The organism is Hymenobacter psoromatis, from assembly GCA_001596155.1.
Taxonomy (GTDB): Bacteria; Bacteroidota; Bacteroidia; order Cytophagales; family Hymenobacteraceae; genus Hymenobacter.
In genome coordinates, this window is the sequence record CP014771.1 from 1,423,956 (window position 1) to 1,436,905 (window position 12,950).

Sequence of the window (12,950 nt, forward strand, 5' to 3'; positions counted from 1 at the left end):
CATGACTCCTACCAGCATTCTGCGTGAGCTTGAACGGCTCCCGCTGAGCGACCAGCTCTTCGTCATTGAGCGAACATTAAAATCCATCCGCACCGACAAGGAAAAGCGCCTCAAGGCCGCCGTTGACAGTTTGTACGAAGATTACAAATCCGACCCGGAGCTGACTGCCTTTACCCAACTCGACACCGAGTCTTTTTATGAGGCAAAGTGAGATTTGGCTGGTTTCGCTGGACCCAACCGTGGGCGCTGAAATCAAAAAGACCCGGCCCGCCATCATCGTCAACGATAACACGCTCGGCAAGCTTCCTTTGAAGATTATCGTGCCCCTCACCGATTGGAAAGACCGGTACGCCATCGCGCCGTGGATGGTCAAGCTCGTGCCCGACAAGCAGAATAAGCTAACTAAAGAATCCGCCGCCGACTGCTTTCAGCTGCGGTCCGTGGCCGAGGAACGCTGCGTGAAAAAAATCGGACAGGTTGATGCTGATACGCTGGACAAGATTCGCCGAGCGTTGGCCTTGGTTCTCACCATTGAATAGCATTGCTCGGCCATGCCCGAAAAAAACCTCTACATCATCGCGGGCTGCAACGGGGCGGGTAAAACCACGGCCTCATTCACCATTCTACCCGAAATGCTGGATTGTAAAGAATTTGTCAACGCCGATGAGATAGCCCGCGGCTTATCCCCATTTCAACCGGGAAAAGTAGCTTTTGAGGCGGGCCGCATCATGCTGCACCGCGTAGAGGAACTGCTGCGCCGGGGCGAAACCTTCGCGCTCGAAACCACCCTGGCCACCAAGATTTATCAGCAAAAAATCCGCGCCGCGCAGCAGCAAGGCTACACCGTGATTTTGCTGTACTTTTGGCTGAACAGCCCGGCGCTGGCCCAGGAACGGGTGAAAACGCGGGTGCTGGAAGGTGGGCATTATATTGCGCCTGAGGTAATTGACCGCCGGTATTGGCAGGGAATTGAACGACTTTTTACGAATTACTTGCCGCTGGTGGATGAGGCGTCACTCTATGATAATTCAAGCGGTGAGCCGATTTTAGTAGCCCGCAAGCTGGTTGACGGCTTTCATGTACTCAACGAAAATCTATACAATCAATTAATAGAATGCTATGAATCTGGAAAAGCAGCTTGAGCGCCAAGAGAAGATTGCAGCTGGCTTAAAAATCGCTTACGAGCGAATGCTGGAATTTAAGCGGCAGAAAAATAGCGTGGTCGTAGTGGCGCGAGATGGGAAGATTGTACGGCTAAAACCGTAGAAATAATCACGAAATTTTAGTAATTGAAATATAATGACAACTGAGCAAAAAATACAGATTAAAGCAGATAACGAAGCGCTAATTAAACAGAAGGGCTACCGTGTTAATGATTGGCTACCGATTCTAGAAGTATCAGAGCTAAGAACAATTAGTGAAATAAAAGGTCGCATGTCCGTTATGAACGCGCTATTAAATATTGCATTTGGAGCACCTATTCCTATTATTAAAAAATGGGTAGAGACCAATAACTTAGGAAACCATTTATCAAATACTGAGAAGGAAATACTCAAAAAGAGCAACGCTAAACTGACCGCGTTAGAAGTTAACTCACTCAATTGGTATTTGGAGGCCTTATGGGGCTTTATGTGGTTGACTGAAATGATTGATACTCTTAGTCCAGAAGAGTATGTGGGAGATAATATGGCGTCCCTTCTACCTAATTTGAAAAATGGTGAGAACAACAAAAAGCTGGAGATTTTATCAGTTACTCGTCCCGTAATTGGAGTCTACAAAACACTTGACTACTACTACCGGCTCCATTGGTATTGCGTGGACGAAAGGCTTAATGGGAGGCAAGCCAAATTAGACGAAGGTCTGATATATCAACGGCGCAAATCTTTAGAGTGGGCTTGCAACAAAACCAATAGTTGGGATGAGGTAGAGATGGGCACCTAGACAATCTTGATAGTAATCCTCTCCCAGCCGGCCCCCCAAGGCCGGCTTTTTTGTACCTTCCGCCCCGTATGGCTACTCCTATTATTACCCCTACCCCCGCTGCGCAAGCTACTAGCACCCGCTCCTACGCCGGGCCGATGGGGCTGATGACCCTGCTGTTTTTGCTATTCGGGGCCGTCACCAATTTCAACGACGTGCTCATGCCCTACCTCAAGGACGTGTGCCAACTGACTGATTTGCAGTCGTCGGCGGTGCAGTCGGCGTTTTTTGGGGCGTATTTTCTGATGTCGCTGCCGGCGGGTAAGGTGCTGGAGAAGCTGGGCTACCAGCGCGGCATCGTGACGGGGCTGCTCGTGATGGCGGGCGGGGCGCTGCTGTTCGTGCCGGCCGCCAATACGCGCCAGTTTCCGCTGTTTCTGGCGGCGCTGGCGGTGCTGGGGGCGGGCATCACGCTGCTGCAAGTGGCGGCCAATCCCTACGTGAGCGTGCTGGGGCCGGCGCGGCGGGCGGCGGCGCGGGTCAGCATCGTGGGGGTCGCCAATAATTTTGGCGGGGCGGTGTCGCCGCTGGTGGGCGGGCTGCTGCTGTTTGGCGGCTCGGTGGCGCTGAAGGCGCAGCTGGCGGTCCTACCCCTGGCCGAGCGCCTCACGCGGGAGGCGCAGCTCGTGAAAGCGCCTTACCTGGGCCTGGCGGCCTTTCTGGCGGTGCTGGCGGGCGTATTTTTTATGCTGCGGCTGCCCGATATTGACGCCCTACCCCAGGAAGAAGCGCTGGTGGCGCAGCCCGTGGCGGCGGGCCGCACGTCGGCCCTGAGCTACCGGCACCTAGTGCTGGGCATCGGGGCCATTTTCGTGTACGTGGGCGTGGAGGTGGGCCTCGGCTCGTTCCTCATTCGCTACGGCGAGAGCCAGGGCATCCGGGCGCTGTCGCCCTTCACCCAGAGCCTGGTGCGGGGGCTGAACGTGGCGACCAACTTCGCGGGCGAATTATTCGGCCAAAGCCCGGCCCCGATTGATACTCAAGCGGGCTTCACCAAGGCGGTGGGCGCGGTGCTGGTATCGTCGTACTGGTTTGGCTCGCTGACGGGGCGGCTGCTGGGCATCCCGCTGCTGCTGCGGTTTAATAACCGAGCCTTGCTGGTGGGAGTGTGCGCGGCGGGCGCGGCGCTAGTGAGCGCGTCGGTGCTCAGCCAGGGCGAAACGGCGCTGTGGCTCATCGTGTTATGCGGGCTGATGAACTCCATTATGTGGCCCGTCATCTTCCCGCTGGCCATCACCGGGCTGGGGCCATTTACCAAGCAGGGCTCGTCGTTTTTGATAATGGCGATTGTGGGTGGGGCCATTATTCCGCCGCTCATGGGGTTGATTTCGACCAGCGGCGGCGGGCTGAGGGGGGCTTTTTTGGTGCCGGCACTATGCTATGCGTATTTGCTTTTTTACGCGCTGCGCGGGTATCGGGTGCGGTGAGGGGGGTAGGGATTATTCCGCTCCACTCTATAAATTAATTAAAAATGATAAATTAAAAATTAAAAATTTGACAACCCAATTTTTAATTTATCATTTTTAATTTTTAATTACCTCTACTGCTTCGCCAGCAAAAGCCTACCCCCCTATGCCCGCCACCTGGCCCAGCGCCCCCGTCATTCCTACTTATTCCCTGGCGCAGTGCAACGCGGCGGGCCACGGAGATTTTTACATCGTACCAACCGATGCGGCCGGGCCGGTGCCGCGGGCGGAATTTCTGACCCCGCACCGCAAAAATTTCTACTTCCTGGTGCTGCTGCGGCGCGACGGCGGCCGGCACTGGGTGGATATGCAGCCCCACGACCTGCGGGCGAATACCCTCTACCTCACGGCCCCGCACCAGGTGCGGCTGCTGGAAACCGAAACCCCCGTGGCCGGCACCGCGCTGGGTTTCACGACCGAATTCTTGGGCCTCGACCACCCGGCCGGCTTCGCGCCCCTACCCCTGCTGGTGCCCGGTGCCCCCGGCTTCGCCCGGCCGCTGGCCGCCGCCGACCTCGCCTTTCTGGAACCCCTGCTGGCCCACATGCTGGCCGAGTACGCGCAGCAGCGCCCCTGGCACCTCGATATGCTGCGCGCCGACCTGCGGGCGCTGCTCATCTACCTCAGTCGCCTACCCCCGCTGCCGCCCACCGGCCCGCCCACGCCCGAGCCGGGCCTGCTCGCCGAGTTTGCGGCCCTGGTCGAAACTCACTACGCCACCCACCACCAGGTGGCGCAATACGCTGAGCTGCTGCACCTGAGCCCCGGCTACCTTAACGAGCGGGTGCGCCAGCTGAGCGGGCAGCCGGCCCTGGCCCACATCCGCGCCCGGCTGGCGCTGGAAGCCAAGCGCTACCTGTTTCACACCCAGCTGAGCGCGGCCGAAATCGGCTTCGCGCTGGGTTTTGAAGACCCGTCGTACTTCGGGCGCTTTTTCCGGCGCGACGCCGGCCTCGCGCCGCTGGCCTACCGGGCGGCCACCCGCGAAATGTACCAGCCAAACGCGGCTGCGTCCTAAGGGTAGAAGGGGGTAGGGCCGGACCTTTGTAGGGTTGTTGGCTGGCGGCGCTCTATCCATCGTTCAACGAGCGCCTCACCCCCCGGCCCCCTCTCCGAAAAGGAGAGGGGGAGCCGAGCGATTACGTTCACGCAAGGCCGGTGTCCCCTCTCCTTTTTCGGAGAGGGGGTCAGGGGGTGAGGCGCTCGTTGAACGATGGATAGAGCGCCGCCAGCCAACAACTAACCCTTAAAAAATTCTACTTATGTCTCAGCAGCAGCTAGTTATTACCGGGGCCACGGGCCACATCGGGACCAAGATTGTCCATGCCCTACTCAGCCAGGGGCACCGCGTGGTGGCCGTGGCCAACCCTAGCCCGCGCCTCGACGCGCTACAACAGGCCGGGGCCGAAATCGCCCCCGGCGACTTCACCAACCTCGATTTTCTTACCCAAATCCTGCGCGGGGCCGAGGCTGCTTTCCTCATGGCCCCGCCCGACGTGAAAGCCGCCGACGTGCTGGCCCACCACGCGAAGGTGAACGAAACCCTGGCCCAGGCCGTGCAGGCCGCCGGCCTGCGCCGGGTAGTGAACCTGAGCAGTGCCCGCGCCGACCAGCCCGCCAACAACGGCCCCCTGTTTCTGGCGCAGGAAAAGCGCCTCAACGGCATCGTCGGCCTCACGGTGGCCCACCTGCGCCCGGCGTACTTCATGGAGAATCTGCTCAACAACGTGCGCCCGATTCAGATGCGGGGAGCCGTGGCCTCGCCCATGAATCCAGATATTAGCATCCCGATGGTGGCGACCAAGGACATTGCCGCCAAAGCCGCTGAGCTGCTCGGCGCGGCCACGTTCGAGAACCACGCGGCGCACTACCTGCTCGGCCCGCGCAACTACTCCATGCAGGAGGCCACGACCATTCTGGGCCAGGCCATCGGCCAGCCGGAGCTGCCCTACCAGCAGCTCAGCTACGATGAGTCCCGCGCCGGCCTGCTGAAAGCCGGTATGAGCGCGAGCATGGCCGACCTCTTCGACGACATGATTCAGCGCCAGAACAACGGTACGGCCCTACCCGACGAGCGCCTGCCGGAGCGCGCCACGCCCACTACCCTCGAAGAATTTGCCCGTACCGTGTTCGCGCCCGCTTTCCAAAAAGCGAGTGAGAAGGCTGGTTAAAAGAGGTTAAAGGACAAAAAAAGGCGGTCATGCTGAGCTTGTCGAAGCATCTCTACCGCGTAACTAACTCCTGACATTGAGTTTACTTACGCAGTAGAGATGCTTCGACAAGCTCAGCATGACCGCCTTTTTTCATCACTTCTAATTCAAGAATAAGAATAAAGGCTACCGCACCAGCTTAACCCCCTTGCTCTTAGGCCGAAGCACCGGCACCGGCTGCTCCGGCCGGTCCCCAATATACTTATCGGTGCGGGCAGCATCCAACAACGTCAGCAGCACGCCATTGGTCCAGCCGAAGCCGTCTTGCAGCGGGTATTCACCGCCCCCGCCGGCGGCGGGGCCGGTGGCTTCCACGTTGTATTTTTCCAGGAGCTTGCCGGTTTGCTGAAAGCCGCGCACGTTCACGCGCACCCAGCGGTGGACTACGGTATCGGCCAGGGCCGTTTGCTGGTAGCGGTTCAGGCCCAGAATGGCCAGGTATTCGAGCGGGGCCCAGGCGTTGGGGGCATCCCACTGCTGGCCGCTGGCGAGGGGGGTAGTGAGCAGCCCGCCAGGTCGCAGAAATTCGCGCCGCAGGTGCCCGGCCACCAGCACCGCCTGCACGGGCGTAGCCACGCCAAAGGCCAGCGGAAACACGGCCGCCAGCGAGCGGGCGGGGGTAGGCCGCCGGGCGTCGAGGTCATAATCCGAATAAAAACCGGCCTTATCATCCCAGCAGTAGCGGCGGATGGCGGCGGCGCGGCCCCGCGCCAACTGCCGGAACCGGGGCGCTTCGGCCGAATCGCCGGCCTGGCGCGCGGCCCGGTCCAGGGTTTGCTCTAGGCTCAGCAGCAGGCAGTTGAGGTCCACCGGCACGAGGCGGGTAGTACGGATGGTACCCAGGCCCTGGCCGGGCGCAAACCAGCGGGTGCTGAAATCCCAACCCGACGCGGCGGCGGCGCGCACGTTGCGGTAAAACTCGGCGAGCGGCTGGGCGCTGGTTTTGGCGGCTTCCACATCCTCGCGGTACGACTCCTCGCGGGGCTGGTCGCTGTCGTCCCAGTAGCGGCTCAGCAGCTCGCCGCCGGGCATCCGCACGGCCAGGCGCTCAGCGGTGCCGGGCGCGGGACGCGCGCCGTTGGCGGTCCAGTAGGCATATTCTTTCAAAAGCTGGGGCCGAAACTGCATATACGCTTGGCTGCTACCCCCTTCGGCCTGCGCCAGCAGCTGCACCATGAGGGCAAAAAACGGCGGCTGCGAGCGGGTGAGGTAGTAGGTGCGCGTGCCGTTCGGAATGTGCCCATAGCGGTCAACGAGCGAGGCAAAATCGGCCACCATATCGCGCACCATTGCCGTGCGGCCGGCTTCGCGCAGGCCCAGCATCGTGAAATACGAATCCCAGTAATACATCTCGCGGAAGCGCCCGCCCGGCACCACGTAGGGCCGCGGCAGCGGCAGCAGCGACGAATAGGGCTGCGCGCTACCCTGCGCCGGCCGGCTCAAAACCGTCCACAGCGTGTCGAGGTGCGCCCGGATGCCGGCTTTAATATTGCTGTGATAATTGCCGCCCACGGCGGCGGGCGGCACAAAATACTGGCCCGCGAAGGCTTTCAGGTCGAAGCCCGGCTGGGTGCGCAGGCGCTCGTAGGCGGCGACAATCTCGGTGGGCGGTGCCGTGGGCAGGGCATCCACGAAGGTCTTGCCGTCGGCATACACGCGCTGCGTTTGGATGGCTTCGAACAGGCCGGGATAGAGCTGGCGCGGCGTGGGCTGGGCCCCGGCGGCGAAACCGGCCAGCAGCAGGCCAGCGCCGAATACGAAGTTTTTCATGGGGGTAGGACGGCGGGTGGGAAGCCACAAAGTTGCTGATTATTGGGCATGTAGCGGACCGGCGTGGTCGTTGGGCGGAGTAAATATTATTGACGCCGCCCGCTTGCTACACTTGTGCACGACTATTGCTAGGGCCTTTTTTATGAAAAATATCCTATCGCCCAAGATGCGGCTCGTCCTACCCCTGTTGCTGCTCGCGGCCATCAGCTGCCAAAAGCTCGTGGGGCTGCTTAATTTCAAAATCAGCGACTCTACCAATTTCACTATTCCAGCCACGGGGCCGCTCGTGAATACGGCGCTTGCGCTGCCCGGCATTCCGGTGTCGTCTAATTCGTCGAGCACCTACGCGGGCAATAACACGACCGCCGACTACGTGCAGGACGTGACCCTCGACCAGCTCACGCTTACCACCACCGACCCCAGCACCCAAACGTTTGATTTTCTGAAGAGTATCAGCATTTATATTGCCACCGATGCGGCCGGCAGCAACAAGGTGCTGCTGGCTTCGCTCAGCCCCGTGCCCACCGGCCAGACGTCTATCAGCCTCACGCCCAGCGGCAACAAGCTCGACCTGTACCTGCGCACCGGCAACTACACGCTCTTCACCACCGCCGAGCTGGCCAAAGCCCTACCCCAGGATACCAAGGTGCGCGCCGACTCGCAGTTCAACGTAAAGGCGAACGTGAAGTAGCAGCATAAACTGCACAGAACGTCCTTCCGAGCTTGCCGGGGAATCTCGCTCGCGTGGTGGAACAACACCCTAACGGCGCGGGCGAGATTCCCCGGCAAGCTCGGAATGACTTTTTTTGTAACGTCTTTCTTGATGTTCTTTTCTTAACCTGCTATTCCGTTTCGCGCACATACTGCGGCGGCACGGCCTCGGTGAGCCACACGCCGTTGCCAGAGCGAAAAAACACGCCGCCGGCCGCGTGTAGGCCCGCTGCATCAATGGCCAGCAACAGGGGGCGGCCGCGGCGCTGGCCCACGCGGCGGGCGGTGGCTTCGTCGGTGGTGAGGTGCACATGGTGGCGGGTCATCTTCTGCAAGCCCGCGGCCCGGATGGCGGGTAGGGCGGCCGGCGCGGTGCCGTGGTAGAGCACGGCGGGCGGGGTAGCGGGCGTGAGCTGCAAATCAACCTCCACGCTGTGGCCCTGCTGGGCCCGGATGCGCAGGCCTGTCTCATCGAAGGCAAAGCGCTGTTTATCATTATCTTCAACAATATCCTCCAGCTCGTCGCGAGTGAGAGGGTGGCCGTAGGCGGCGCAGGCGGCCAGCAAGTCGGCCACGGCTACCCAGCCGCCGGGCACCAGGCGCAGGCCAATGGCTTCGGGCTGGTGACGCAGGTGCTGGCTCAGAAATTTACTCAGGCGGGTGGTGGCTTTGGAGTCCATACGGGTTAAGGTAGCGCGAACTTTGTAGTTCGTGTCCCCGCGCCGCGAGATTGCAACACCGACGGCGTGAAAACGCGAACTACAAAGTTCGCGCTACAGTCCGCCCTACATCCCGACCTTTGCGCCATGCCGCACCTCGAAGAACACGTTTCGCTCCGCCCTTTCAACACGTTTGGCCTCGACGTGATGGCCCGCTATTTTGCCCGCTTTGCCTCGGCCGAGGAGCTGCGCCAACTGCTGGCCCTACCCCTCGTGCAGGCGGGGCCGCTGCTGATTCTGGGCGGTGGCTCCAACCTGCTGCTGACCCAGAACTTTGCCGGCGTGGTGCTGAAGAATGAGATTAAAGGGCTGGAAATCATTAGCGAAGAGGCCGGCACGCACACGGCCCTGGTGCGCGCCGGGGCCGGCGAGAGCTGGCACGGAATGGTGGAATACGCCTTGGACCAAGAGCTGAGCGGCATCGAAAACCTGTCGCTGATACCGGGCACGGTGGGCGCGGCACCGCTCCAGAACATCGGGGCCTACGGGGCCGAGCTGCAAGACACCTTCGAGCGGCTGGAGGCGCTGGCAATCGGCACCGGCGAGCTGCGGGTTTTTACTAAAGAAGACTGCGGCTTCGGCTACCGCGAAAGCGTGTTTAAGGGGCCGCTGAAGGGGCAGTTCGTGGTGACGGCCGTGGTGCTGCGCCTGCACCGGGCCAGCGCCGGGCGGCCGGTCAACGTGAGCTACGGCGCCATCCAGGACACGCTCACTGATTTGGGCATCGAAACCGAGCCTACCTCCCGCCACGTGAGCGACGCCGTGGTGCACATCCGGCGCTCGAAGCTGCCCGACCCGGCCGAAATCGGCAACGCGGGCTCGTTCTTCAAAAACCCCGAAATCTCCCAGCATAAGTTTGACGAGTTGAAGAGTCGCTACCCCTCGCTGCCGGGCTACCCGGTGCCGGGCGGCGTGAAAGTGCCCGCCGGCTGGCTCATCGAGCAGGCTGGTTTTAAGGGCTTGCGGCGCGGGCCGGGCGCGGGCACCCACGGCGTGCACGAGCGCCAGGCGCTGGTGCTCGTGAACCACGGCGGTGCTACGGGCCAGGAACTTCGCGAATTGGCGGAAGAGGTTATTCGGGCCGTGGGCACGCAGTTTGGCATTGAATTACATCCCGAGGTGAACATTCTGTAAAGAGAAACTTCGCACTATGTGGCAAGTCGGGGTGCGCGCCGGAGCCGCCGCCAGCCCAGCCCTACCCCCAGCAGCAGCAGCCAGGGCGCGTAGTCGTCGAGCGGCACGGCCGTCACTTCATTGGGTGCCTCCTGGGCGTCGAGGTTGGCGTTAGCGGCTAGCGTTTGCGCCTGCTTGCGGCGCAAAGCGGCTTTTTGCGACGCGTTTTCGAGGGCTAAAAATGACGTCAACGGCGTGAGAATTCGGTAGGTGAAGCTAGCCTGAACCCAGGCCAGGCGCTGGTCGTCGGCCGCGGCGGGATGCAGCGTTTGCCACTGGTCGTAGCCGCGCAGCAGCAGGCCCGCCAGCCAGCGCGAAGACGAGCCGGCCGGAGCCGGCAGCGCCGCCGCGGGCTCGCGCAGCACCACGGCGGGCTGGCCGGTGGCCGGCAAATAAGCGCGGGCGTGGGCGGCACTCGGCCAGGCCCGCACGGCCAGCGTGGGCAGCGCGGCGGGGGGTAGGGACTGGGCTGCCGCCTGCCCCAGCGCGTGCCGCTCGGCCCGGCCATCGGCGCCCAGCACCAGCCAAGTGTCGCCTTCGGGATAGGCCGGGGCAAAGGCCGCGAAATCGGGCGCGAGCACCGTGGCGGCCAGCGTATCGGTCACGGCCACCAGCACGGGGTAGGTGGGCGCGGGGTGCTGCCAGGCCTCGGCCAGCACGCGCTGCACAGCGCCGGTGAGGTAGCAGCCGCCCGCATTGGGAAAGGCGTCGAGCGCCGCCTGCCAGTCGGCCCCGGCCGGCACGGGCGTGGCATAGGTGTTTACCAGGGTGAAGCGCGGCGGCCCCAGCGCCGCGTGCTGGCGCAGAAAAGTGGCTACCCGTGCTTTGTAAGCCACTTTGCGGCCGGCCTTACCAGCCGATACATCAAGCAGAAAATGATAGTAGGGCTGCCGCCGCACCAGGGGCAGCCGCTGCTGGGCGGCAGCGCTCAGGTACACTACCCCCCCGCCGGGCGTGGCCACGGGCCCGGCCGGCGGGGGAACCTGGGCAGCCGTGCCCAGCGCCAGCGAGCGGCCGTCGATGGTCAGCGTTACGGGTTCCTTGTGCAGCACCTGGAAGCCGGTGCGGCGCTCGGCGGCCAGCGCCACGGGGTACACGCGCAGGCGCAGGCGGTCGGGGCCCACGTAGGTGAGCAAGCCGGGGTCGCGGCGGTCGGTTTGGTGAGTAATCTGGGCATATACCCAGTCAGCGGCTTTTTTTTCGGCCAAAATCCCTGGCTCACGGCGGCCGTTGAGGTCAAGGTAGTAGCCGCCCACCCAGCAGCCGGGGGGTAGGGCAAAGGTGGTCGTGTACTCGGCCGCAGGTTGGGTAGCACTTGGGTTGGCCACGGCTAAGTCAACCCAACTCACCCAGGCTTGCTGGCGGGCATCGTAGGTGCTGCGGGCCGTGAGCTGCCGCAAAGTAGCGGTGGCTGGCGGGTTGCCAAATCCCGCGCCGCCTACTCCCTCGGGTCCGGCCGGACTACTCACAAAAATTCGCTCCAGCGCGTTTATCTTGTCCGCGGATAACGTTAAGTTGTCCAGCACCAGCCAGTTGTAATACGTCGAAAGATAGGGCTGCTGCGAGTTGGTGTAGAACTGCCGGCTGTTGTCTTTGTGCTGGCGCACCACGGCCAGGGTTCGGGCGAGGGCGGCCGCGTCGAGGTCATATTTGCGGGTAAAATCGGGGCTGTAGGCGTAGGCCAGGGCCGCGTGCAACACCCGGCGGTCGTGGTAATAATCGGCCGTGAGCAGCAGCGGCAGCACGGCCGCGCCGCCCAGCAGCGCGGCCCGCGGCACCCAGCGCGGGTAGTGCGCCCGCAGCGCGGCCACATCGTCGGCCAGGGCGTGCAGGTGCACCACCAGCAGCACCAGCGGCGTCAGCATTAGAAAGCCCACGCCGATGGCGACAACGGCCAGCAGCGACAGCGGCAGAAACGGCAGGAACACCACAAAGAAGTAGCCCGTGTAGCTCAGCAGCACGCTGCGGCCCAGCAGCAGCGCCAGCCGCCCGCGCGGCGCGGCGGGGGTAGGCCAGCACAGCAGCACCCCGTTGAGTGCCGCCAGCCCGTAAAACCACGGCCGGTTGAAGTCACCGAAAATGTTGGTTTCGCCAAACTGATTAAGCCATAGTCCCGCGTTCACGGCCAACCCCAGGAGCGGTAAGAGCAAGGTGATGACGACTTTCCAGATTATGCTTAGCTCATCAGTGGCCCGGCGCAGGGTCATAATATAGGCCCCCCGCACCAGCAGAAACAAGAAGAGCAAGGTGCCGGCTACCGCTAAAATCAGTAAAACTGTTTCCGTTACCGCGTTATTCAGCCAGCGCCAGCTACCAAGCGAACCCAGGATTCCACCCATCAATAACCCTCCCAGCGGCACCGCGGCAGCCAACCCCCAGGTGAGCGCCAGGCTGTGCGGCGGGCGGGCCGGGGTAGCGCGCATCACCAGCACCAGCACCGAGTAAGCCAGCGTGGGCATGACGAACGTCCAGATGGCTAGCAGGATATCCGTCGGCAGCAGCCAGCGCGGAATCTCGAATGGCACCAGCGTGCGGTCGTTGCCCGTGCATAGCAGCAGAAATGCCCCGTAGGCCAGCAGCGCCGCGCCCGCGTACCAGGCGCTCACCGGCCGGCCGCGCCGCCCGGCCCAGCCCGCGTAGCTCAGGGTGCCCAGCAGCAGCCCGGCCAGCCCCAGCGCCAATTGCCCCCACAGCGCCACGCTGGCCGGCGGCAGCAGCGTCTTTATCACCCCAAACTCGCCCCAGCACAGCAGCGCCAGCAGCCCCAACGGCAAAACGGTAACCAGCAGTAGCCAGTTGGGTTTGAGTAAGTTGCGCATAGCAGAAATAGGGCGAAGCAGAAGAGTAGCGGTTCCTACCCCACTGGGCAGGCATCAGCCGCAGTTCTGCAAATGTATTGCGAAGAACTTTGCAATTCAAAG

General features: G+C 62.3%; 12 protein-coding genes. 9 read left to right on the top strand and 3 right to left on the bottom strand.

Annotation, left to right across the window (positions count from 1 at the left end; genetic code table 11):
• The first annotated feature begins 1 nt into the window (after position 1).
• The 7 genes from A0257_06055 (at position 2) to A0257_06085 (ending at position 5,617) form a co-directional block, all read left to right on the top strand.
• On the top strand, positions 2-211 hold the full coding sequence (locus A0257_06055) for a hypothetical protein (protein AMR26712.1): 210 nt from the start codon (positions 2-4) through the stop codon (positions 209-211).
• Positions 198-539, top strand: a complete 342-nt coding sequence (locus A0257_06060) for a PemK family transcriptional regulator (protein ID AMR26713.1) — start codon at positions 198-200, stop codon at positions 537-539. Before A0257_06055 ends, A0257_06060 begins: the two co-directional genes overlap by 14 nt.
• Before the next feature lie 12 nt (positions 540-551).
• Positions 552-1,142 carry a zeta toxin gene (locus tag A0257_06065; GenBank protein AMR26714.1) on the top strand — a complete coding sequence of 197 codons (591 nt, stop codon included), beginning with the start codon at positions 552-554 and terminating at the stop codon, positions 1,140-1,142.
• 157 nt (positions 1,143-1,299) lie between these two features.
• Positions 1,300-1,941, top strand: a complete 642-nt coding sequence (locus A0257_06070) for a hypothetical protein (GenBank protein ID AMR26715.1) — start codon at positions 1,300-1,302, stop codon at positions 1,939-1,941.
• A 68-nt stretch (positions 1,942-2,009) separates the two neighbouring features.
• Positions 2,010-3,407: a hypothetical protein gene (locus A0257_06075; protein ID AMR26716.1), complete on the top strand. Its 1,398-nt coding sequence runs from the start codon at positions 2,010-2,012 to the stop codon at positions 3,405-3,407.
• A 145-nt stretch (positions 3,408-3,552) separates the two neighbouring features.
• Positions 3,553-4,464 (top strand): hypothetical protein, encoded by a 912-nt coding sequence (locus tag A0257_06080; GenBank protein AMR26717.1) that lies wholly within the window; start codon positions 3,553-3,555, stop codon positions 4,462-4,464.
• A gap of 244 nt (positions 4,465-4,708) precedes the next feature.
• Complete coding sequence (locus A0257_06085; protein AMR26718.1) at positions 4,709-5,617, top strand: hypothetical protein; 909 nt, start codon at positions 4,709-4,711, stop codon at positions 5,615-5,617.
• A gap of 165 nt (positions 5,618-5,782) precedes the next feature.
• Here A0257_06085 and A0257_06090 read toward each other — a convergent pair whose 3' ends face one another.
• On the bottom strand, positions 5,783-7,426 hold the full coding sequence (locus A0257_06090; GenBank protein AMR26719.1) for a hypothetical protein: 1,644 nt from the start codon (positions 7,424-7,426) through the stop codon (positions 5,783-5,785).
• A gap of 142 nt (positions 7,427-7,568) precedes the next feature.
• Between A0257_06090 and A0257_06095 the strand changes: the two genes are divergently transcribed.
• On the top strand, positions 7,569-8,117 hold the full coding sequence (locus A0257_06095; protein ID AMR26720.1) for a hypothetical protein: 549 nt from the start codon (positions 7,569-7,571) through the stop codon (positions 8,115-8,117).
• A 151-nt stretch (positions 8,118-8,268) separates the two neighbouring features.
• Here the strand turns inward: A0257_06095 and A0257_06100 are convergent, their stop codons facing one another.
• A complete protein-coding gene (locus A0257_06100; GenBank protein ID AMR26721.1) occupies positions 8,269-8,817 on the bottom strand; it encodes an RNA 2'-phosphotransferase in 549 nt (182 codons plus the stop codon).
• A gap of 126 nt (positions 8,818-8,943) precedes the next feature.
• On the opposite strand from A0257_06100, the gene A0257_06105 reads away from it, so the two are divergent.
• Complete coding sequence (locus A0257_06105; protein ID AMR26722.1) at positions 8,944-9,990, top strand: UDP-N-acetylenolpyruvoylglucosamine reductase; 1,047 nt, start codon at positions 8,944-8,946, stop codon at positions 9,988-9,990.
• A gap of 14 nt (positions 9,991-10,004) precedes the next feature.
• Here A0257_06105 and A0257_06110 read toward each other — a convergent pair whose 3' ends face one another.
• The gene (locus A0257_06110; GenBank protein ID AMR26723.1) at positions 10,005-12,848 is read right to left on the bottom strand and encodes a hypothetical protein; all 2,844 of its coding nucleotides are present in this window, start codon (positions 12,846-12,848) and stop codon (positions 10,005-10,007) included.
• Positions 12,849-12,950 lie beyond the last annotated feature (102 nt).